Source organism: Streptomyces monomycini (assembly GCF_022271435.1).
Lineage (GTDB): Bacteria > Actinomycetota > Actinomycetes > Streptomycetales > Streptomycetaceae > Streptomyces > Streptomyces monomycini.
Genome location: NZ_JAFIQY010000001.1, coordinates 264,931 through 285,575 on the forward strand (window position 1 = coordinate 264,931; position 20,645 = coordinate 285,575).

20 protein-coding genes are annotated in these 20,645 nt (G+C 69.1%); 11 read left to right on the forward strand and 9 right to left on the reverse strand.

Going from position 1 to position 20,645, the window contains the following annotated elements; all coding sequences use genetic code 11:
* Window positions 1–15: 15 nt before the first annotated feature.
* From JXZ78_RS01095 to JXZ78_RS01105, 3 genes are all read left to right on the forward strand, one after another.
* Window positions 16–957 carry an aldo/keto reductase gene (locus tag JXZ78_RS01095; RefSeq protein ID WP_030019568.1) on the forward strand — a complete coding sequence of 314 codons (942 nt, stop codon included), beginning with the start codon at window positions 16–18 and terminating at the stop codon, window positions 955–957.
* A gap of 215 nt (window positions 958–1,172) precedes the next feature.
* Window positions 1,173–1,493 carry a hypothetical protein gene (locus JXZ78_RS01100; RefSeq protein WP_030019567.1) on the forward strand — a complete coding sequence of 107 codons (321 nt, stop codon included), beginning with the start codon at window positions 1,173–1,175 and terminating at the stop codon, window positions 1,491–1,493.
* A gap of 140 nt (window positions 1,494–1,633) precedes the next feature.
* Window positions 1,634–1,807, forward strand: coding sequence for a hypothetical protein (locus JXZ78_RS01105; RefSeq protein ID WP_238782596.1), 174 nt, complete (start codon window positions 1,634–1,636; stop codon window positions 1,805–1,807).
* Here JXZ78_RS01105 and JXZ78_RS01110 read toward each other — a convergent pair.
* Window positions 1,804–3,558, reverse strand: coding sequence for a nitrilase-related carbon-nitrogen hydrolase (locus tag JXZ78_RS01110; RefSeq protein WP_078624162.1), 1,755 nt, complete (start codon window positions 3,556–3,558; stop codon window positions 1,804–1,806). The two genes, JXZ78_RS01105 and JXZ78_RS01110, sit on opposite strands and share 4 nt — an antisense overlap.
* Entirely contained in the window at window positions 3,555–4,985 is a 1,431-nt protein-coding gene (locus tag JXZ78_RS01115; RefSeq protein WP_030019565.1) for a cobyrinic acid a,c-diamide synthase CobB, read from the reverse strand. Before JXZ78_RS01115 ends, JXZ78_RS01110 begins: the two co-directional genes overlap by 4 nt.
* A 199-nt stretch (window positions 4,986–5,184) precedes the next feature.
* On the opposite strand from JXZ78_RS01115, the gene JXZ78_RS01120 reads away from it, so the two are divergent.
* Window positions 5,185–5,886 carry an SCO2322 family protein gene (locus JXZ78_RS01120; RefSeq protein WP_078624161.1) on the forward strand — a complete coding sequence of 234 codons (702 nt, stop codon included), beginning with the start codon at window positions 5,185–5,187 and terminating at the stop codon, window positions 5,884–5,886.
* A 329-nt stretch (window positions 5,887–6,215) separates the two neighbouring features.
* Complete coding sequence (locus JXZ78_RS01125; protein WP_050502354.1) at window positions 6,216–6,887, forward strand: hemopexin repeat-containing protein; 672 nt, start codon at window positions 6,216–6,218, stop codon at window positions 6,885–6,887.
* Window positions 6,888–6,970: 83 nt separating this feature from the next.
* On the opposite strand, the gene JXZ78_RS01130 is transcribed toward JXZ78_RS01125, so the two are convergent.
* Complete coding sequence (locus JXZ78_RS01130; protein ID WP_238782597.1) at window positions 6,971–7,807, reverse strand: DUF4394 domain-containing protein; 837 nt, start codon at window positions 7,805–7,807, stop codon at window positions 6,971–6,973.
* A gap of 376 nt (window positions 7,808–8,183) precedes the next feature.
* Here JXZ78_RS01130 and JXZ78_RS01135 point away from each other — a divergent pair, with 376 nt between their 5' ends.
* The 5 genes from JXZ78_RS01135 (at window position 8,184) to JXZ78_RS01150 (ending at window position 12,865) form a co-directional block, all read left to right on the forward strand.
* On the forward strand, window positions 8,184–9,428 hold the full coding sequence (locus JXZ78_RS01135; protein ID WP_030019561.1) for a PucR family transcriptional regulator: 1,245 nt from the start codon (window positions 8,184–8,186) through the stop codon (window positions 9,426–9,428).
* Between the two features lie 195 nt (window positions 9,429–9,623).
* A complete protein-coding gene (locus tag JXZ78_RS01140; protein WP_050502353.1) occupies window positions 9,624–11,039 on the forward strand; it encodes a carotenoid oxygenase family protein in 1,416 nt (471 codons plus the stop codon).
* Between the two features lie 353 nt (window positions 11,040–11,392).
* On the forward strand, window positions 11,393–11,797 hold the full coding sequence (locus tag JXZ78_RS41285) for an AbeC-like domain-containing protein (RefSeq protein WP_505016621.1): 405 nt from the start codon (window positions 11,393–11,395) through the stop codon (window positions 11,795–11,797).
* Between the two features lie 216 nt (window positions 11,798–12,013).
* Entirely contained in the window at window positions 12,014–12,202 is a 189-nt protein-coding gene (locus tag JXZ78_RS01145; RefSeq protein WP_238782598.1) for a hypothetical protein, read from the forward strand.
* A gap of 171 nt (window positions 12,203–12,373) precedes the next feature.
* Complete coding sequence (locus JXZ78_RS01150) at window positions 12,374–12,865, forward strand: Gmad2 immunoglobulin-like domain-containing protein (protein ID WP_030019558.1); 492 nt, start codon at window positions 12,374–12,376, stop codon at window positions 12,863–12,865.
* A gap of 18 nt (window positions 12,866–12,883) precedes the next feature.
* Here JXZ78_RS01150 and JXZ78_RS01155 read toward each other — a convergent pair whose 3' ends face one another.
* The 3 genes from JXZ78_RS01155 to JXZ78_RS01165 form a co-directional block, all read right to left on the reverse strand.
* Entirely contained in the window at window positions 12,884–13,357 is a 474-nt protein-coding gene (locus JXZ78_RS01155; protein ID WP_372498387.1) for an SDR family oxidoreductase, read from the reverse strand.
* Window positions 13,358–13,570: 213 nt separating this feature from the next.
* Window positions 13,571–14,293 carry a dienelactone hydrolase family protein gene (locus JXZ78_RS01160; protein WP_030019556.1) on the reverse strand — a complete coding sequence of 241 codons (723 nt, stop codon included), beginning with the start codon at window positions 14,291–14,293 and terminating at the stop codon, window positions 13,571–13,573.
* A 378-nt stretch (window positions 14,294–14,671) separates the two neighbouring features.
* Window positions 14,672–15,010 (reverse strand): zinc finger domain-containing protein, encoded by a 339-nt coding sequence (locus JXZ78_RS01165; protein WP_030019555.1) that lies wholly within the window; start codon window positions 15,008–15,010, stop codon window positions 14,672–14,674.
* A 504-nt stretch (window positions 15,011–15,514) separates the two neighbouring features.
* On the opposite strand from JXZ78_RS01165, the gene JXZ78_RS01170 reads away from it, so the two are divergent.
* On the forward strand, window positions 15,515–16,756 hold the full coding sequence (locus tag JXZ78_RS01170; RefSeq protein ID WP_030019554.1) for a cation:proton antiporter: 1,242 nt from the start codon (window positions 15,515–15,517) through the stop codon (window positions 16,754–16,756).
* A gap of 157 nt (window positions 16,757–16,913) precedes the next feature.
* On the opposite strand, the gene JXZ78_RS40615 is transcribed toward JXZ78_RS01170, so the two are convergent.
* The 3 genes from JXZ78_RS40615 to JXZ78_RS01185 all read right to left on the reverse strand — a co-directional run bounded on the left by JXZ78_RS40615 (window position 16,914) and on the right by JXZ78_RS01185 (window position 20,517).
* A complete protein-coding gene (locus JXZ78_RS40615; RefSeq protein ID WP_030019553.1) occupies window positions 16,914–18,338 on the reverse strand; it encodes a sulfatase-like hydrolase/transferase in 1,425 nt (474 codons plus the stop codon).
* Window positions 18,339–18,538: 200 nt separating this feature from the next.
* A complete protein-coding gene (locus JXZ78_RS01180; protein WP_030019552.1) occupies window positions 18,539–19,228 on the reverse strand; it encodes an HAD family hydrolase in 690 nt (229 codons plus the stop codon).
* Window positions 19,225–20,517, reverse strand: a complete 1,293-nt coding sequence (locus tag JXZ78_RS01185; protein ID WP_030019551.1) for a B12-binding domain-containing radical SAM protein — start codon at window positions 20,515–20,517, stop codon at window positions 19,225–19,227. The genes JXZ78_RS01180 and JXZ78_RS01185 overlap by 4 nt, the downstream gene beginning before the upstream one ends.
* Between the last annotated feature and the right edge of the window lie 128 nt (window positions 20,518–20,645).

Below are 20,645 nucleotides of genomic sequence, written 5' to 3' on the forward strand. Positions count from 1 at the left end.
CACCTGGGAGACCGCATGGCAGCACCAACCGACATCCGTACGCACCAGCTCGCCTACGGCTGCATGGGACTCGGCGGTGACTGGGACACCCGGCCGTACACACCCCAGGACGTCCAGCACGCCGAGACCGCGATCGAGGCGGCCCTGGCCGCCGGCATCACGGCGTTCGACCACGCCGACATCTACCGGCACGGCAAGTCGGAGGCCGCCTTCGGTGAGGTGCTCGCCCGTACACCCGGGCTGCGGGAGCGCGTCGTCCTGCAGACCAAGTGCGGCATCCGGCTGCCCGAAGGCGACCGGCCCGGCCACTACGACCTGCGGGGCGCGAGCATCCTGCGCCGGGTCGAGGAGAGCCTCGCCCGCCTGCGTACGGACGTCCTGGACGTCCTCCTCCTGCACCGCCCCGACCCCCTCGCCGACCCGCAGGACATCGCCGAGGCGCTGTCCTCCCTCCACGCCCAGGGACTGGTGCGCCAATTCGGCGTGTCCAACATGAGCGGCCCGCAGATCGCCGCCCTTCAAGCCCACGTGGACGTCCCCCTGGTCGTCAACCAGCTCGAAATGAGCCTGGCCCGGCGCGACTGGGTGGAGGCGGGCGTCCTCGTCAACACTCCGGCCGCCGCCCGGAACGGCTTCGCTCCCGGCACGTTGGAACACTGCACCGCCCACGGCATCCGGCTTCAGGCCTGGGGCTCACTCGCCCGGGGCGGCCTCACTCACACGGACACGCCGGTGGGCCACCTCGTCACAGCCTTCGCCCGGCGCAAGGACACCACACCGGAGGCCATCCTCCTGTGGTGGCTCCAGCGCCACCCGGCGGGCATCACCCCGGTCGTGGGCACCACGCGTCCCGAGCGCATCGGTGCCTGCGCGGACGCGGTACGCCGCGAGCCGGAACTCACCCACGAGGAGTGGTACGAGCTGTGGATCGCCGCACGGGGCACCCCGCTGCCGTGAAGGCCGGCCGACAGCCACGCACCGCACCGGAAACCGAGAAGAGGAGACCTCATGACCTCATGACGCAAGGCCCGACCCGAGCCCCGTAGCAGCGAGCCCATGCCACCGAGCCGGAGAGTCGTCCTGACGGCGATGGGAACCGCGGGGAATGGCATACCTGTAGGACTCCGGTCCCGTAAGGAGAGTCGGGTGGTTACACGGGGTGGCTCGCCGCCATGCGCACCCACGGCTTGCCCGCAACCATCGCGGCCGGGGTCCTCGTCAGGTTCGGGGCCGGCCCGGGAGCCGGAACCGGAATGGCGGAGGGCATCACGGCCGGGATCGGATTCGGGCTCGCCGTGACGTCCTGGGGCTCCTTCGGCGCTGCCCGGATCTGCCTTGCGCTGCGGCGTCAGGTTCCGTGGGACCTCATGGGTTTCCTGGAGGACGCCCACCGAAGTCGAGGCGTGCTGCGGCAAGTCGGGGCGGTCTATCAATTCCGGCACATCGACCTGCAACGCCACCTGGCCCAACAGCGATACGGAGGCGATCCCTGAGCTTCAGTGGGTGACGTGAGGCGTTCTGACCGTTCTGCCGATCGCGGTTGGCGAGGTCGACTTGGGCGCAGCGCACTCCTGCGTACCGGGCGACCCGGCCGGCGCTGCCGTCGGCGCCGATCAGGTCCCGGCTACGGAGGGTGTCGCCGTGGTTGGTCCGTACGGTGGCGATGTGGTCCTCCTCGGCCACGGTGGTCAGCGCGGTGCTGTCGCGGACCGTCGTACCGGCGGCTGCTGCGGCCTCGGTCGGTGCCGCGTCGAGTTCGCTGCGGAGGACCACGGGGCACCCGATCGCCTGCTTCGGCCGGGACTAGCAGGTGCGTGTCCCCGCCTGGCACGGTTCGAGGATGGTGGTGGGATCGAAGAAGCGAGCCGAGGGCTTGGCTCGGACGTCGCCGGTGGTGATGTCGCGGATCACGATGCCTTCGTCCTCGGTGAAGCTGGGGTCCGCCTTGTAGCCGCCGAGGTAGATGCCCTCTTGGCCGGACCTGTTGGCGGTGACGATGTGCAGGTAGTCACCGGTACGGCTCTTCCAGAGGGCGCTGCGGACCGGGTCGCGCCAGTCGGTGTTCATCGCGACGACGTCGACTCCCATGCGGGCCAGGACGTGAGCGGTCTCGGGCGGCATCATGTCGACGTCCTGCATGAGGGCGAGGCGGGCGTAGTCGCGGTCTACGACCAGGTAGTCGTTCGAGAGTCGGTCCTCGGGGAGTGCTTCGCCGCGCCGGTGGTGGGTGCGCCGGTAGTCGTAGGTCTGCCCCGTCGAGGCGAGGAGGGTGCTCTTGGGCACCTCGGTGCCGGTGGACGGGTAGTGGATGAGCAGGTCGGTCCGACGGCTCGTGGCGAACGACTTCAGCTCCGCGAGGCCCGCCGTGTCGGGGCCGGGGAAGTAGTTGGCCGGGAAAACGATCAGGCGCAGTTTCTTGCCGGTGGACTCGGCCCGGGACGTGGCCTTGGCCGCGGCGTCGAGGGCGGCCTGCCAGGGTGTGGTGCTGGGGCCGGGGTCGACAGCGGCGGCGGTGAAGGTGGTCGGGGCGGGCTGCTGGAACTGCTTCTGCGTATAGGGCTCCAGGGTGTCCTGGCCCAGCAGCGAGTACATCGCGGGTTTGCGCTCCACCGGGAAGGTCCGTGACCTGCGTACGGGGATCTCGCCGTAACCGATCTGATCGGACCGGCCGCTCACCTCCGCGAGGACCTTGCCGTCGTGCGTCATGATGATGCTGCGCGACCCCGTGTCGAAATCGTAGGGAAACGGCGACGGCACGGTGAAGGTGTCCTGTGTGAACACCTCGGGCTTGGTTCCCTTGGTGCCTTTCCCCCAGCGGTTCGCGACAATCATGGAGAAGTCGTTCTCGAAGGTCCGGACGCGGACGAAGTCGGTGTCGATCCCGACGTTGGCCGGCGCGATCAGGATGTCCGCTCCCTGCACGGCGGCCGCTCTGGGGAACTGCGAGTTGAACAGGTCGGAGCAGATGACCAGCGCCATCCTGCCGTATTCGGTGTCGAAGGTCGGGATCGGGTCGAAGCTCGTGGCGTTGTACGAGGATTCGATCAGGTGGTTGCGCTTGCGGTAGACGCCGCGGGTTCTGCCGTCCGGGCCGATGAGCACGGCCGAGTTGTAGTACCGGTTCGTGTCCGGCTCGTAGACCGGCATGCCGAACGCGATGTACGCGCGGTGCCGTTCGGCGACGGCGCCGAGTGCGGTGGTCGATTTCCCGGGGACCTGCTCGGCGGCCGCGGACATCTCCGCACGGCTGAAGAAGGAGTAACCGCTGGTGGCCATCTCCGGCAGCACGATGAGCCCGGCGCCCTTGCCGGCTGCCCGGTCGGCCAGTTCGACCATCTTGGCGCGGTTGTCGTCCACCTTCCCTTCTTCCGGGGCGAAGTGAATCGTCGCGGTCTTCAGGGTTCTGGGTGCCGGGGAAGCGTCCAGCGCGGCGGCGCTCGTGGGCTCGTGGCCCGGCAGGAGGGGAATCAGCCCTGCCAGCGCAGCCGCCACCACGACCGACCGGAGCCGGCGGCGACGTAACAGCGGGATCCGTTTCAAGGGATTCTCCGATCTCATACGGCGGGCACCTTCTTCGAGTACCTCAGCGCAGCGCTCAGGAAATGGCGCGGGATCTCCGGATGCAGGCTGAAATGGAGATGAATGTAGCTGGCCGCTACGTTGTCGAGGAGGAACCCGGCGCGGCGGCGTTCACCCGTGCTCGTGGTCACCTCGTACAGATTCGGTTCGATCTCGGCAGTGGTGATACGGGACTGGTGGAACTCCTGGCCACGGGCTCGTTGCCCCGCCTCGCCGAGCGGGGACGGCGCCTGGGTGCGCACCTCGACGTAATGGATGGAGAGGTATTGCCGGTCCATCACCACATCGATCGGGAGGATACCGGTCATGGGCGCGCGCTGACCGTCGAAGTCGGTCAGCGACCGGGCGAGGTACATCATCCCGCCGCACTCCGCGTAGACCGGCATCCCGTGCCCGGCCCGCGCCCTCAGCTCGTTTGCCAAGGAGCGGTTGCCGGCCAGTTCGGCGGTGAAACTCTCCGGGTAGCCGCCGCCGAGATACACCGCGTCGGTGTCGTCCGGCAGCCGGGGATCGACGGTCGGCCGGAACGGCACCAACGTGAACCCGGCGTCCTCCAACGCGTGCAGGTTCTCCTCGTAGTAGAAACAGAACGCGGCGTCGCGGGCCACCGCCAGACGCGCACGGGGCATACCGGGGCCGGTCCCGCGTGCCGGACGGTCCGCGGATGTCCCGGCGGGCCCGGGCAGCGCGGTACGCGTGGCCGCCAACAGCCCGTCCACGTCCACCGAGCGTCCGGAAGCGACCTGCGCGCGGGCGCGTTCCGCGGCGCCGGTCGGGTTCTCCTCGACGGTGGTCAGCCCGAGATGCCGCTCGTCGACCCGCAGGTGCTCGCTGCGCTCGACCCAGCCGGCCACGAGCTCCCGCAGGTGGCCGGGGAGCGCGCTGAGCACCATCTCGGCGTGGGTGCGGCTGCCGACCCGGTTCAGGACGCAGGCCGCGATCCGGACCTCGGGGTCGAAGGCCAGCAGGCCGCCGAGGACGGCTCCGGACGTGCGCGTCATCCCCCACACGTCCATGACGACCACCACGGGCAGGCCGAGGAGTTTGGCGATGTGCGCCGCGCTTCCCTTCTCCGTCCCGTTCTCCCCGTCGTACAGCCCGCCCATGGCCTCGATCACGCACACGTCCGCCTCGGCGGACCAGCGGTCGAAGGAGCGGCGCACGCCTTCGGCCCCCGTCATCCACAGATCCAGGTTGATCGACGGCCGCCCGGTGATCTCCCGGTGGTATCCGGGGTCGATGAAGTCAGGGCCGATCTTGAAGGCCTGTACCCTCAGGCCGCGTTCCCGCAAGAGGCGCAGCAGAATGGCGGTGACGGTCGTCTTGCCGGCGCTGCTGTGCGTCGCGGCGACAACGAATGCGGGCCGCGACCGCGGTGCGGGGTCGGTGCTGGCCGTGTTCTTCACTGCTGCCCCTCCAGAACGAGCCGGATCTTCCGTGCAGTGACGCAGAGTACCGCCAGGCTTCGGGCGGGGACGGGCGGAAGCGGCACAGGCCGGCGGTGTCCGGTACGGACATGCCGGCGGCTGCATACACTCCCTTGCGACACCCACCCGAAGGCCCTCGGGCCGCAGCGGTCCGTACCAGGCAGACGAGGGACACCCGGTGACACGCAGCGTCAGACCCATCAGCCACGGCCTGGCCGTGGTGGCCACCGCGGGGACTCTCGCGCTGGCTTCCGCGGCCCCCGCCCACGCCGCCGACTACCGCTACTGGTCGCTGCGGCACGGGGACGACGGTGCCTGGCACACCACGGCCGAAGGCCCGGGTACCTACCGTCCGGCCGACGGCGCTGTGGAAGGGCTGCGCTTCGCCGTCTTCCACGAGGACACGAAGGGGTCCGTCGTCCCCCGTGCTCCCGCCGACTTCCCGGCGATATGCGCTGCCACCCCGGCGAAGACGGGCACCAAGCGGGTCGCCTTGGTCGTGGACTTCGGAACAGCAGAGGATGCCCCGTCCGGGGAGCGGCCGCCGGCGGTACGCACGCTCTGCGTGCAGTTGCCGCCGGATGCCACCACCGCGGAGGCGCTGGCCAAGGCCGCGCCACCCCTGCGGTACGGGTCCTCGGGGCTGCTGTGCGCCATCGCGGGCTACCCGCGGCGCGGCTGCGGGGAAGCGGTGGCCGACAGTTCCCCTCGCGCGAGCAGCGGCGACAGCCCTGGCAGTGGCAGCCCCGGCAGCGACAGTGGCAGTGGCAGTGGTTCGGGCGGCGGGCCGTCCGTGGGGCTGCTGTTCGGTGGTGGCATCGTCGTTGCCCTGGTCGGCGCGGCCGTATGGCAGGTCCGGCGCCGCCGCGACGCATCGTGAACGCACCACGGCCGGCCGGCAGCACCGTGGTCCGTACGAGGCGGGCGCGCATGCCCGGCCTCAAGGCAAGGGTGCCGGCGATCCGAGCACGGGACCGGTCGGTACGGCGAGGGACACCGCCGTGTCCGGGTGACTGGCGGGGCGACAAGAACGTGCAGGTGAAGGTGGTGTGGCTCGAACTGCATGGCGGTGCAGGGAGGGAATGAGCCGATGAGCGGTGGGTGGCGTGACACGGCCGTGAGGGGCTGGCAGGGTGCTGGGGACGAGCTCGAACAGCCGCCGGCCGGCAGGCGTCAACCAGACCCATCGACTGCAAGAGGGTGTGGAACGTGGCAGAGCAGACCGCTGCACCGGGTTCCTTCTACCGGCGCATCGACGCCGTCGTGAGGGCCAAGGGCAACGACCCGATCACGTGGGTCCTCAAGGACAACTCCTACGTGCGCTACGACATGAGGGAGAACCACGGCTTCGACGGGTACCCCAAGCTCATCGAAGGCAACTGGCCGGGCCTGGTGGACAGCTTCGGGCGCCGGATCGACGCCGCGCTCAACCGCCGGGACCAGCCGAACGTCGTGTACCTCTTCAAGGACAGCCAGTACGTCCGCTACGACCTGGACTCCGACAAGGTCGAGCCGGGCTACCCGCTCAGCATCGCGGAGGGGTGGAAGGGGCTGCCGCCGGACTTCCAGCTCGGCATCGACGCGGCCGTCAACCACCAGAGCAGCCCGAACGTCAGCTGGTTCTTCAAGGACGACCTGTACATCCGCTACGACGTCGTGAACGACAAGCTGCTGGGCGGCCCGACACCCATCCTGCGCGGCTGGCGCGGGCTGCCGGAGAACTTCCAGCGGGGCATCGACGCGGCTGTCAACTCCGTGCTCGACACGGACAAGGTGTACCTGTTCAAGGACGACCAGTACGTCCGCTACGACCTCGTCAGCGACAGGACCGACAGCGGCTACCCGCTGCCGGTCGAGGGGAACTGGAACTTCTTCGCGTGAACCTCGCTGCCTGAAGCCCGCGGCGGCTCGGCGTCCCGTCCGGCTGATACGGACGGGACGCCGATGCGGACCGCCTGGCGGGGTCAGGTGCCGGTGAGAGAGACGGCCAGGTCCGTGATGTTCAGCGGGAACTGCCTGATGGGAGTGGCCTGGCCGGTGAGGACGTTGACGCTGTAGAGCGACGGGTTGCCCGCGCCGTTCGGAGTGAGGGAGGCGAAGGCGGCGTTGTCGACCGTCTGCCCGTCGGACAGCGTGCTGTAGATGTCCAGGCCGGCGTTGAGCCCGGCGTTGACGCCGAGTTTGCCGGTCGGGGCGAGCGTCCCCTGGTTGGCCGGGGACTGGAGGACGACCTGGTCGTTGGTCGTGTCGACGTCGGCCAGGGCGGTCGCCGTGGCCGCGCTGCGGTCGTTGTTCGTGTACGCGGCGGCGGTGATGCCCTTGGCCGTGCCCTCCTCCCCCGGGAAGGTGAGGTTCTGGTCCTGGACGGTCGTGTGGTTGTTGAGGTTGTGCCGCAGGTTCTGCCCGTTGTCGCTGATCACACGGAGCCGGTCGGCCGCCGGGTTGAAGTCGACGCCGAACGCCGTGCCGCGCAAGTCGTACTGGAGCTGGGACACCTTGGTGACCAGGACGTCCTCGTCGCCCGTCGGAATCTTGATCGTGTAGATGCCGCCCTTGTTGCCGACCCCGTACAGCAGGCCGTCCTGCACCCGGAAGTCGATGCCGACCAGGCTCGTGTCGCCGACGAGGCCCTCGACGGCCCGGACCCAGTCGAGGACCTGCGGCCGGTCGGTCTTGAACGCGGCCATCAGGGTGCCGTCGCCGGTGATGCCGTACGCACGCAGGCTGGGGACGGCGGGCGCCGCCGTACCGGTGCCCGCCATGCCGAGCATGAGCGTTGCCGATGTGCCCACGGCAACCATGGTCGCCACTATTTTTTTGCGCGTGCCTGCTTTCATCGGAGCATCCCTCCAGATTGAGCGAGCGTCATGGTGTGGCGCCGGCTGGGAATTCTCGTGCGCCCGCCCGTACTCCCGTACTGACGACCGGAATCATTCCTGGGCCGCGCCCAGAAATGACTGTCGCGGTGTTCCCCCACGGGCGTACATGCGGTTCTCATTAAGACTGCTTCACGGCCCCTCCACAAGCGGAAGAGCTGATGAGAACGCTCAGGTCCGGGAATTTTGCGCGCTGTGACAAAGGTCCGGTCGCGTACTCGCCGCCGTTTTGCGCGCAGTGCTGAACACCGTCCGGATCCCGACTGTCGGCCGGTTCGTCCGGAAGGGCATGCTCGTGTCCGTGGGGAGCCTCTTCGTCGAACTCGCCCGGCAGGCGTCGGCCAACGCCCGCCGGGAGGTCGAGGCGTACACGCGCGAGATCCCGGAGTTCGGGTTCCTGGAGAAGGACTCCCGGGCCCGGGCCCGGACGCTGGAGCACGCGCTGTGGCTCCGGCGTCGCACCGTCGAACTGTCGCCGGACAACCGCGAGTTGACCGAAGCCGACCTCGGCTACATCGCGTCGATGGGGGAGCTGCGGGCCGAGGCGGGGATGTCGCTCGACGCACGGCAGCGGGTCCTGGGGCTGCACGCCGCGCTCATGCTGCGCGAGGTCAACGAGGTGACCGAGGCCCAGCGTGGCGGCGGTGTCGAGGAAATCATGCGCATGATGACCTGGTTCGCCCCACAGGGCGACCGCGGTATCGGCGCCTACTGCCAGGGATTCGTACGGGTACTGCGCCGCCGGAGGCAGTACGTCGAACAAGTCGCCTTGCTGACCCGGTCCCTGCTGAACGGAGATCCCATAGCGGCGGAACTCGCCTCGGCCGTCGGTATGGAGCTGCCTGACTGCTGGGTGGTGACGGTGTTCCGTATGCCGGTCCGCCCCGCCGCAGATCGTTTTCTGAAAAACGATATCGAGACATTGGTGAAGAGCCACCGGACGCCTGTCATGTGGGGCCGGGAATACAGCGACGGAAGCGGTGAGCTGATCGCTCTGGTCCCCTTGATTTCCGGCACGGCGGGAGCCGGATCCGCAGCGCCGCACGCTTATTCCGACCTTCTGCCCGAGCTCACCCCCGACTCCCTGTCCGAGCTCGTACAGGACTTCGCCCTGGCCCTCGGCCGGCCCTGCGCCGTCGGCACCGCCACCGCACCGCCGCCCGGACTGGCCGACGCCCTCGACCGGGCCCGCCGGATCAGCCGGGCGGCCCCGCTGCGCCGGGCATCCGCCCGGCTCCGGCCGCACACCCTGGCCGACGTGTTCATCGAACTCACCGTCGTGGACGTGCCGTTCGTCGACGCCTGGCTGCGCGACGTGGCCCGCCAACTGGATTCCGGCCCGGACCTGCTCGTCACCCTCGACGCGTACTACCGCCACGACATGCACCGCGGCGCCACGGCGACCGCCCTCAACATCCACGCCCGCACCCTGGACTACCGCCTCCGCCGGGTACGGGAACTCACCGGCATCGACCCCGGCTCGACACGCGGCGTACGCACACTCAGCGCGGTCGTGACCAGGCGCCTGTCCGGAGCGTGGCGCTGAGCCCGTCGGGGTCCGTACGGATCTGTGGGGCCCGTCGGGCGCGCCGGGGCCAGGGTGGCCGCCGTAGCTGTAACTGCTCCGGATGAACCACTTCGCGAGGACGGCGGCGGCTGACGCGCGCGAAAAGAACAAGACTGCCGTCGGCATGCCGACTGCGGGACCCTGGCTGCCACACCCCACGGCAGGAGACCGCAGATGACGATGCCATCGGGTTCCCCCACACCCCTGCACCTCTCGGGCAACAACGCACCGGTCGCGGCCGAGGTCACCCACCGGCCGAGCGCGGTGACCGGCACCGTGCCCCGGGAACTGTGCGGCCAGTACTTCCGCAACGGGCCCAACCCGCGCAGCGGCTGGTCACCCCACTATTTCGCCGGTGACGGCATGCTCCACACCGTCGCACTGGCCGACGGCCACGCCACCTGGTACCGCAACCGCTACGTACGCACCCCGCTGCACGCACAGCCGGGCGCCTCCCGCCTCGACCTCGCCTTCGACCCGGCCACCTCACGGATCGACTACCGCGTCACCACCGCCAACACCCATCTGATCGCCCATGCCGGCCGGCTCTTCGCCCTCGAAGAAGGCGGCTTGCCCTACGAGGTCACCCCCGACCTGGCGACCCTCGGGGTCTTCACCTTCGACGGGGCGCTCACCACCCCCATGACCGCTCACCCCAAGACCTGCCCCCGCACCGGGGAACTGCACTTCTTCGGCTACCGCCTCCGGCCGCCGTACCTGACCTACTACCGGGCCTCCGCGGCGGGCGAAGTGCTCCAGAAGCAGACCGTGGACCTGCCGCGGGCAGTCATGATGCACGACTTCGCCCTCACCGCCCACCACGTCGTCTTCATGGACCTGCCCGTCGTCTTCGACGCCGGCCGGGCCGCCGCGGGCGGCCCGCCCTGGCGGTGGGACGACGGACACCGCGCCCGCTTCGGCATCCTGCCCCGGACCGGGGCGGACGCCCGCGTACGGTGGTTCGACGTCGCGCCCTGCTACGTGTGGCACACGATGAACGCCTTCGAGACCGACGGGACGGTCACCCTCACCGGCACCCGCGTCCCGGCCCTGTGGCGCCAGGGGCCGCAGGACCTCAGCGGTGGGCTGCCCGCCCTGCACCAGTGGGTGCTCCACCTGGCCACCGGCAAGGTCACGGAAACCCCGCTGGACGACACTCCCAGCGAATACCCCCGCATCGCCGACACCGGTGTCAGCCTGCCCCACCGCTACGGCTACACCGCCGGATTCACCCTCGACGCCGAGCCCCTGCACACCGAGATCTACAAGTACGACCTGGCCCACGGTGCCCGGCGCAGCACCCACCGCTTCCCCGCCGGCCACACCTGTGGAGAGCCCGTCTTCGTCCCCCGCTCCCCCACCTCTTCCGGCCAGGAAGACGACGGGTACCTCCTGACGTTCGCCCACGACCGCTCCCGCGGCACCAGCTACCTGGCCGTCCTGGACGCCGCCGACCTCAGCGCCGCCCCGGTTGCCGAGATCCACGTGCCTGTCCGCATACCGGCGGGCTTCCACGGCAACTGGATTCCCGGTACCCCGGGTGTCGCGCCCGAGGTGCCGGCAGCGGCCAGGGACCTCAAGCGGCGTTGAAGCCCTGGCCATGCCCCTCCACCTGCGGCAGATCACCCGCTGTGATCAACAGTAGGCGCATGAGCGCGCGAACGGGGGTTCGCGACGAGTTCCGACTGGCCCGGCCCCTCCCCCGGACCGCGCCTGCCCGCCGTACCGCCCCAGCCTCGTCGGCCGCCCGATCCGCCGGCTCCCTCACGTCAGCTGATCGAGCACTACGCCGGGCCCCCGCGCGGCACCGCAACGCGCTACCTGTGCGCCGCCGGCTGCCTGGACCGTACGTTCCGCGGTGCCGTCATCGTGGAGCTGATCGAGCACCCCTACCGGGTGCCCGCGCCATCGCCCGGCACCGACCTGGTACGGGTTCTTCATGAATGTCTGCGGGCCCGGCGTGCCCCGTTCCTGGCGGGGCTGGCGATGTTGGGCGTACTGGCGCTCGGCGTGTTCTCCGGGCACTGGAGTGCCACCCGGCCGGCACTCCTGACGGTCGCACTGCTGCGGCTCATCGGAACAGGCGCCGGTGCGGCCACCGTCGTCCCGCCATGCCTCGGCCGATCAACGCCGCTGAGCTGCACCAGGCGATCAGCGTCGCGGTTCAGGCCCTCGGTCGGGGTTGCGAATACCCGGGAGACGCCCTGCACCGGCTGACCGTCGGCGACCGGGTGTTCCGTCCCGGGCTGCGCCGCGCTGGCAGGCGCCATGCGCCATCGCGGCCGCTACCGCCGGCTGGTCCGCGACGGCTATGCCGTCAACCACGCTCCGGCCGTCAGCGTGCGTGAGCTCGGTGCCGAGGAGCACAACGAAGGCGTACAGATCAGTGGCGGTACGCAGTACGGCCCCGTCGCGGGCGGCCGCGAGGCGTGGGCCACCGTCCACCACGCGCCCCCCGCAGCGGCCCCGGCTGCCGACCTGTCTCTTTGCCTCTGGATAGCCGCCCGCCCACGGCAAGCTGCTTGCATACAGGGGGGAGAGCCTTGCGAGAATCCGGCGGAATCGTGATGATGGTGGGCCTCGTCGCCATGCTGATCGGCACGGCGATGTTCGGCATGGAACTGCTGGGCGTCGTGCGGTCAGGCATGGGGACCGGCCACAGCAGGGGCTTCCCTCCCAGCATGTTCAAGTGGTTCGGACTCGGCATCGTAGGCGGGGTCATCTACGAGCTCGGAAAAATCACTCGGGGGTGAGCTCGCTCGACGGACGGCGAGGAGTACGTCCCTCCCGGGCTTTCCGCACCGTACGCAGAGCATGTGCACGACGTATGTGGCGCCTTCACCACCCCTGACGGAGCACCGGCTTGACGCCATCGGCAGCAGTCCCGAGAGTACGGCCTGACAGCCTTCCGCCGAGGAGGTTCCATGACGAACCGCATCGATCAACCACGCAAGCTCGACCTGGTCGGCAATCCGGTACAGATCAGCGGTGTCGGCACCGGTTTCGAGGCCACGCTGCAGTACCGCGTAGGCGACGGGCACGACGAGGTCAGCGGCCACTTCAATGCCGGGGGCGGCTCCGGGGAGCACGGGCAGTTCCAGGTCCAGGCCGACGTCGGGCAGGCCGCATTCAAGCTCGACCGGCTGATCGTCCAGGTCTTCGAGATCAGCCCGAAGGACGGCAGCGAGATCAACCTCGTGTCCGTACCGGTGATTTACGGACCGCGCATCGTCCGCGGCTATTACGGGTACCGCGAGCACAAGGTGGTGAGGGGCGACACCTTGTCGTCCATCTCCAAGGCGTTCTACGGCGACCCGTCCCTTTACCAGCGCATCGTCCGGGCGAATCCGGATCAGGTGACGGACCCTGACGTGATCGTGCCGGGGCAGGTGCTCCGCATTCCGATCGGCGCCTGACGACGGAGACTTCGGCGTCTACGCGAGGCCGCCGTTGCTCATCAGCAGTTGACCGTTGATCCACTCGCCCTTTTCGGAGCACAGGAAGTCCACGAGGGGCGCGGTGTCCCGGGCAGTGCCCAGCCGGCCGAGCGGGGTGCTGCGAACACAGCGCTCCCGCACTTCCTCGGGCATCCAGCCGGTGCCGACGGGCCCGGGGCTGATCGCGTTGGCGGTCACGCCGAGGTGGGCGGGTTCGTGGGCGGCGGCCAGCGTGATGCGATCCAGGGCCCCCTTGCTCGCCCCGTAGGGCAGGTTGCCGACGATGTGAGCACTGGTGAGGCTGACGATCCGGCCGGTTCCCCGCGCCGCGGTGAAGCGGCGCCCTAACTCGCGGATGAGCAGCCAGGTGACGCGTGCGTTGACGGCGAAGTGCCGGTCGAAACTCTCGACGGTGGTGTCCAGGAGCCCGGAGTCGACGGAATGGTCCACGATTGACACCGCGGCGCCAATCGTATTCCCGCGGCACCGCGGCCTCCGGCAGGGGCAGGGCGGGGACAGGCGGCACACGTACCCCGCCCTGAGGGCCAGGCTTCGGGCAGCACGGGCCCTCACCGGGTAGGCAGGGGCCCGTGCTGCCCGTGGTGGGGAGCCGGTACCTGTCCTCAGTGAACGGCGTCCCGGCCGGCCCCGCTCACCGTCTGCCAGGGGCCTACCGCCCCGGCCTCACGTCAGGTGCCGTGCGAAGAACCGGCCCTTGCCCTCCGCCTCGAACCACGGAGTGCCGGTGTGCCCGCCCATGTTGGCGTGCAGCGTCTTCTCCTTGCTGCCGAAGGCGTCGAACAGGTCCAGGGCCCGCTGCCGGGGGTTCCCTTCGTCGTCCCACTGGAGCAGGAGCAGCAGCGGGATGGTGACCTGCCGGGCCTCCTCCCGCTGGGCTCGCGGTACGTATCCGCCGGCGAAGAGACCGGCGGCCGCGATGCGCGGCTCGACCGCCGCCAGCCGGATGCCGACGGCGGCCCACCCCGAGTACCCGACCGGGCCGCCGATCCCGGGCAGCGCGAGGAGGGCGTCCAGGGTGGTCCGCCATTCCGGGACCGCCTTTTCGACCAGCGGACCGATGAAGGATTCGAAGATGTCGTCGGTCGGCTCGCCGGCCCGCATCGCCCGGCGGAGTTCGGCGCGTGCCTGCTCGTCGGCGGCGGAACGGGGCCGGTCGCCGCACCCGGCGGCGTCGATGGTGGCGACCGCGTGACCGCACGACGCGGTGTACCGGGCCCGGGCCACCAGCCGGGGCTCCCTCTTGGGCAGGCCGTTGTTGTGGGCCATGAGGATCAGCGGGACCGGCGCGGTGGACTCGGGTGTCCACAGGGTGCCGGGGATCTCGCCGAGGGTGAATTCGCGTACGAGGACACCGTCGTCGAGGCGTTGCTCAGAAGTGAAGTGCATGGTCGTGCCTTTCGGGAGGGCTCTGGGACGGCGCTCCCGGGCGACCTGTCACCCGACCGTGACCCCGGAGGGGAGCACCCATGTCGATACTGCGTTCACGGGTACCACCTCCTCGTTCTCTCGCACGGCCGACGGAAACGTAGCAGTGGTCGCGGCGGCCGGCCAACCTCTTTTTGCGGAGGCACCGTCACCGGACACCACTGGGTCGGAACACTCCGGTGGAGCACCGCGTCGGAGGTGAGCACGACGGTGAGCCGAGGTACTGGCCGCACCCACCGGCCATGAAGCCGCTCTGGGCAGGGCGGGTCAGTACTGCCCGGTACAGATCTGGCGGGCCGCCACCGCCTGAACCGCGCCGAAGGGATCGCAGGGCGCCCCTCAGGCGCCCGCCACGAGCAGGGGCACCAGCGTGGCGCTGGAGTGAGCCAGCCAGTACGCCTCGCGACGCGCGGCGTGCACCGCGCGGCGGAGCAAGCACCGTTCGCCCGCCGGGACATGGCAGGTCGGGCACTCCACGGAGTAGACGCCGTGGCGGAACCGGCGATGTGTCTCGTGCGCCGCCTCGTAGGCGGCGTCCGAGGCCGGGGACGGGATGGTGGAGGACAGCGTGGACGGCACGCGGCGGCCTCCCCTGGGGGGCGCGGGGGTGGCGGTCGCGGGGAAGAACGGCGCAGCGGACTGCGCGGTGGCCGCGGGTACGGTGAAAGTGGCGCTCATGGAGGGGCGTCTCCTGGGTACGTGGGCGAAGGCCGAAACCCCCACCGTCTCTTACGTCTGCTCGCCGAATCCGTTACGCCTCTCCGTTTGCCCAGGTCAGGCTGGAAGATGTGCGGTGCACTCCACCATGGTCGGGGGCTGGCGGGCGGAAACAATCGGTGGCCGGGAGAAGTGGAGAAGGGAAGGGCGCGCCCTCACCGCTGCGGGTCGGATTCAGGCCGTTTTCTGCCGGGGTGGTCGCCGACCACTCTGGCGTATATCCAGCGATGACCGTATAACGGTTCAAGAGCTCCTACGAAGCGTCACGCCTCTCATGAGATGCGGTCGGTGGAGTGTGTGCGCAGCGCGCGGATGACGGATTTCCGGGCATCGTGAGCGTTCAGGTCGCACCCTCGTCGGTCCACGGCTCCCGATGCTCCCCCTTCCCCACGTCGGACCGATCGCGCCGCACGGCCCCTCTCGCACTCCGCGCGAAGCGCCCGTCCCGGACCTGGAGTCGCTTAGATGAGCGGAACCACCCTCTCGCAGTTCTTTCTGGCCCTGGCACTCGTTCTCGGCTGTGCGAAACTCTTCGGCTGGCTGGCCCGTCTGGTCGGGCAGCCGCGGGTGGTGGGGGAGATTTGCGCGGGCCTCTTAGCCAGTCCCATGGTCCTCTCCCCCGACCTGGTCGCGGTCATTCTGCCCGGCGAGGTGAAACCACTGCTGAGTGTGGTCGCCGACATCGGTCTGGCGGCTTTCATGTTCGCCGCCGGTTACGAACTGGACCTGTCGATGCTGTACCGCCGGGCGACCGGGTCACTGGGGCTGCTCATCGGTTCGATTCTGTGCCCGCTCGCTCTGGGGGCGGGCGTGGCGCTCTTTCTCGCCGACCAGTACGCCCCCGCGCAGCGCACCGCCTTCGTCCTCTTCGTCGCCCTCGCCATGTCCGTGACGGCACTGCCCGTACTCGTCAGAATTCTCGCGGACCGCGGGCTGAGCGGCACGCCCGTCGGAAATCTCTCCCTCGGAGCGGCCGCGGTCGGCGATCTGACCGCCTGGGTCTGTCTCGCGGGCGTGGTGGCCTACGCGGGGGGAACGGGTCAGGTGCGTGTCCTACTGCTGCCGCTCTATCTCGTTCTGCTGGTCATGGCGCGGCCGCTGCTGAGGGCGGCGGTACGCGCGAGCCTGCGGCGGAACCGGACGGGTGCCGGACTCGTCTCCGCCGTGTTTCTGGGACTCATGCTGTCGTGCGCGGCCACGGAATGGCTCGGCATCCACTTCATCTTCGGCGCCTTGGCGTTCGGCGCCGTCATGCCGCGCAAAGAGATGGCGGAGCTGCGGGGATCGGTCCCCCGCAGCATGAATCAGATCGGCCAGCTCATGCTGCCGCCCTACTTCCTCCTGGCCGGCATGAACGTCGACCTCTCGGCGGTCGGTGTGTCGGCTGTCGCCGTCATCGCGCTCATCATCTGCACGGCGATGCTGTCCAAGATCGGCGGTGCGTACGTGGGCGCCCGGATCTCCGGAATCGGGCACGGGGAGGCGCTGCCCACGGCCCTGCTGATGAATACGCGGGGACTGACCGAAATCGTGATCGTCGCTGTCGCCCTGGACGCCGGCATCATCGACCGGTCCTTCTACTCCGTGATGGTCATCATGGCGATCGCGACCACAGCCATGACCGGACCGCTGCTGACCCTGCTGGTCAAGGCCCCTGAGGACAGCACTCCGGCTCCGCTCGTCGGCGAGCGCGCGAAGAAACCTTGACCGAGGGGAAGGGTCGGCCGGGCAGAAGAGGTCGTCCCGGTCAACCACCGGCTACGCGCCGTCGTTGACCGGGGGAAACGTAGTCTCGGTGTGCGCTCGTCGAAATCCGCTGCCGCACGCGCCGTAACCACGGACCGTTACGGCGGCGGAAATGCCGTCAGAGCGGATACCCGAGACTGCGCAGGCCTTCCCGTACCGAGTCCGGCGGGGCGTTGTTCCGGGCCGGCCCCAGGGACCGGTTGTAGTCGTCCAGCACGGCGAGCAAAGTGGGGTCGGGGGCGCCTTCCCGGACGTGGGGAATCGTGTTGTCGTCGAAGTGTTCCATCCGTACCCGTCGGTCCGGAGTCAGACGGCTCATCTGGTCGGTGTAGCGGTAGTTCAGCCGGACCAGCCTGGTGCGGTCCAGGTAAGCGCTCTCGCCCAGGAGCACGTGCGGCAACGCCCCGGGGTCCTCACCGGCGCGCTGGCGTTTCTGGTAGTGCACGAATTGCCGTGCGTCGGAGGTGTACGCCTGGGCCAGCGCCGGCGCGTCCTCGGTGAGCCCGGCCGTTCCCCGTACCACGCCGGCGCGGGATTCCCCGTCGAAGAGCCCACGCCAGGGAACTTCGATCCCGGCCAGTTCCATGACCGTGGGCGCAATGTCCGCGGACCGGATACGGCGCAGGTGCCGGCCCTGGGCGACCCCGTCTCCCGCGATGATCAGCGGTATGCGGAGGACGCCTTCCTCCAGCGAGTTGAAGTTGCCGTACGAGTCGTCCTCGAACTGCTGGCCGTGGTCTCCGAACAGCACCAGCAGCAGGGTCTTTCCTGCTTGGCGCACCCGGTCGACGAGCTGGGTGAGGAACGGCTCGAAGCGGCTCTTGAGGAAGAACTCGATCCCGTCCAGGTACATCTGGAAGAGGGTGTCGTACTTACCCGCGGCGTAGAGGTAGTTGATGGCCCGCTTGTACCGCAGGAACAGCGCCATGTCCGCCGGCGTGCGGTACGTCTCGTTCAGTTCGTCGACCTGATGGGGCACCTCCGCGGGCAGCAGGCTCTCCATCCAGGCGATTTTCTCCTGGTAGGCCGAGCCGCCGAAGCGGAGGTTGTGGAAGCCGTACGGCATGTGCATACCGGCGAAGTGGGCCAGCGAGAGCGACGTCTCCGTGGCGAGCACGGCGTCGATGAACTTCTGGTCCTCCTCGACGAGGTAGGTGTCGATGTCCGCCGTGAATCCCAGCTGGTCGCCGAGGATGACGGGGAAGTCGACCTTCATGAGGGTCTGGCGGCCGGCGCGGCGGGCGTGGGTGAACACCGACGGGCTGCGCAGGAAACCCTCGTAGAAGGCGTGCAGGCCGTGGCGCGCCGGATATTGCCCGGTGAATACCGTGGCGTGGGCGGCGGAGGTGTACGGCGCGGAGGCGATGACGTTGGTGAAGAAGGCACCGGAATGCGCGAGGTCGTCCAGGACGGGTGTGGCGGGGGCCCGCAGGTCGGGGTACCGCAGTGGCCAGAGTTTGTGCGGATTGGCTCCCACGCCGTCGCTGCGCAGGCAGTCCAGGGATATGAACACGACATGGTCGTACGGCTGGGGAACGCTCACGGGCGTGTTTCCTCTCGCTCAGGCGGGGTCGGACCACTCGCCACGACGCTGTCGGTGATGCGGAGCGTCCCGCCCCCTGGACGGGGGCGGGACGGGCGCCGCATGCTGCTCCGGCCACGGCCGCGGTGCTGCCGTCAGGCGCCGGCCGCACGCCGTGGGCGGTCAGCGCCCGGCTCGCCGTGGGCTGTCGGCAGCGGCCGTCATGCGGGGCCGGGGCGGGCCGAGATCGCTCGCAGGCCGAGTTCGGCCGCGGCGCTGAGGCTGGCGGCGACGGGTACGGCGACGGCCGCCGCCCGCTCCGGGTCGTACGAGCCGTCGGCGAGCAGGACGCAGGAGGCGCCGACCGCGACGGCCGCTTCGTTGTCGTCCAGGGTGTCACCGATGAGCAGCACCCGGTCCACGCTCAGCTCGGCCGGATGCCGCTCCCGTACGGCGTCCAGGTGCCGCGCCAGCATGGCCTGTTTGCTCTCGGTGCGGTGCTGCCGGGCCATCCCCTCGGCGACCAGGAAACGGGACATCAGGCCCTCGCGTTCGAGCAGGGCGACCACCTCGTCGTGCTCCCCCATCGACAGCAGGGAATGGGTGACGCCGGCGCCCGCCAGGCTGTCCAGGATGTCGGCGACGCCTTCCCGGAGCCGGGCCCGGTCGAGCAGCTTCCGGTACGTCTGGTGATAGCACTCGGCGATGGCCTTCCACTGGAGGTCGGTGAACGTCCGTTCCAGCAGGCTCGTGTAGAAACTGCGTACCGGGCGGGTGAACGCCCTGCGGTAGGCCTCGTGCGTGATGTCCCCGCCGCCGACGGCCCGGCAGGCGGCGCTGGCCGCGGCGACGCTGATGTCGATGTCGTCGAAGAGCGTGCCGTTCCAGTCCCAGACGATGTGGGCCGTCACACCCGGACTTTGCCCGAGGTCAGCAGATGAATGCGCTTCTCCGGCGGTACCGGCGGAACCGGACGGTGGCTCAGCCACATCGTCTCCTGCCGGTCCAGGATGTCCAGATACTCGCTGCGGACCTCCTGGTACCGCTGAGCCGTCTCCGGGAACACCGACTCGTAGATCATGTCGCACAGGTGGAGATTCCTTTTCCAGTGATCTTCGTCTTGGGCCGTCACCGGCATCACGCCCCAGAACCGGAACGGTATGTCCAGCAGCCGGTCGCGTGCGTCCGGAATGTACGGCGTGTAGATGTTCGACTGAATGTGGTAGTTCGGGACGAGTCCTCGGCTGATGATGCTGCGGATGTAGTCGATCTGGCCGAGGTCGGCCTCGTAGTCGATGTCGAGCAGACCCGAGATGAAACTGGGTTTGATGGAGATGCCCCGCGCGGCGGCGAACTGGAGGCGGTCCTCGAAGCTCTCCACCTCCACCGGTTTGTTGATCTCTTTGCTGGTGAAGTTCTCGATACCGACGAGGACGGAGTGGCATCCCGTCTCGGCCATCCGGTCCAGGTTCTCGTCGGTGAGCGTCACCAGGCACGTCTGCTGCGACCAGGCGATACCGGCCTCCGACAGCACGTCCATCATTTCGTCGGCGTGCTGCTGCCGCATGAAGAAGAACGGGTCGGCCACGGACACCGCGTCGGCGCCGTACTCCGTCTGGAGATACCGGACCTCGTCCCGCAGAACCTCGGGGTCCTTGTAGTTGATCTTGTAGACCATGGGGTTCAGGCAGAAGGTGCACTTGTACGTGCACCCGATGCTGGTGACGACCGTGTAGCGGATCTTGTCCCGCACCTCGGGCGCGTAGGTCTCGCCGATCCACGAGTTGTCCGGCCGGAAGGTACGGAACTTCAAGTCGTCCACCCGGCCGAACACCTGCTTCGCCCACGCGAAGATGTCCCGGTTGGTCACCACGAACTCGCAGTCGGCTTCGAGCTTGAGCAGGTCGGGCCGCAGGAAGTGGTTGGAGCTGACCGCCGGCCCGCCGACGAAGAGTTTCGCGGGCGAACGCCGGGACATGTCGACGGCGATCTGACGCGTGCTGTCGTACGAGTTGACCGTCGAGGAAATCAGGACGGCGTCCGGACGGTGGTCCAGGACCCGCTGCATGTTCTCCTCGTACGTACCGAAGTTGAAGTCGACGACCCAGGCGTCCGGTGTGTAGTGCCGGGCGATGCTGTAGAGGTACGTCAGCGCCTGCGCGATGTGGTAGGTCGAACCGTTCTTGACTTCCGTCGCCAAGTGCGGGCGCCATCCCGTGCAGTACCCAACGTGCGGAAAAATGATGACAACCCGCATGGTTACCCTCTCTGTCGTCACCGCACCGATCACGTCCTGCCGGACGCCTGTCCAGCCGGAATCGGCAGCAG

Excerpts from the sequence above, each read along its gene's own strand:
- JXZ78_RS01095 (WP_030019568.1), top strand. The coding sequence starts at position 16 with ATGGCAGCACCAACCGACATCCGTACGCACCAGCTCGCCTACGGCTGC.
- JXZ78_RS01100 (WP_030019567.1), top strand. The coding sequence starts at position 1,173 with ATGCGCACCCACGGCTTGCCCGCAACCATCGCGGCCGGGGTCCTCGTC.
- JXZ78_RS01110 (WP_078624162.1), bottom strand. The coding sequence starts at position 3,558 with ATGAGATCGGAGAATCCCTTGAAACGGATCCCGCTGTTACGTCGCCGC.
- JXZ78_RS01130 (WP_238782597.1), bottom strand. The coding sequence starts at position 7,807 with ATGGTTGCCGTGGGCACATCGGCAACGCTCATGCTCGGCATGGCGGGC.
- JXZ78_RS01140 (WP_050502353.1), top strand. The coding sequence starts at position 9,624 with ATGACGATGCCATCGGGTTCCCCCACACCCCTGCACCTCTCGGGCAAC.
- JXZ78_RS41285 (WP_505016621.1), top strand. The coding sequence starts at position 11,393 with ATGTCTGCGGGCCCGGCGTGCCCCGTTCCTGGCGGGGCTGGCGATGTT.
- JXZ78_RS01150 (WP_030019558.1), top strand. The coding sequence starts at position 12,374 with ATGACGAACCGCATCGATCAACCACGCAAGCTCGACCTGGTCGGCAAT.
- JXZ78_RS01160 (WP_030019556.1), bottom strand. The coding sequence starts at position 14,293 with ATGCACTTCACTTCTGAGCAACGCCTCGACGACGGTGTCCTCGTACGC.
- JXZ78_RS01165 (WP_030019555.1), bottom strand. The coding sequence starts at position 15,010 with ATGAGCGCCACTTTCACCGTACCCGCGGCCACCGCGCAGTCCGCTGCG.
- JXZ78_RS01170 (WP_030019554.1), top strand. The coding sequence starts at position 15,515 with ATGAGCGGAACCACCCTCTCGCAGTTCTTTCTGGCCCTGGCACTCGTT.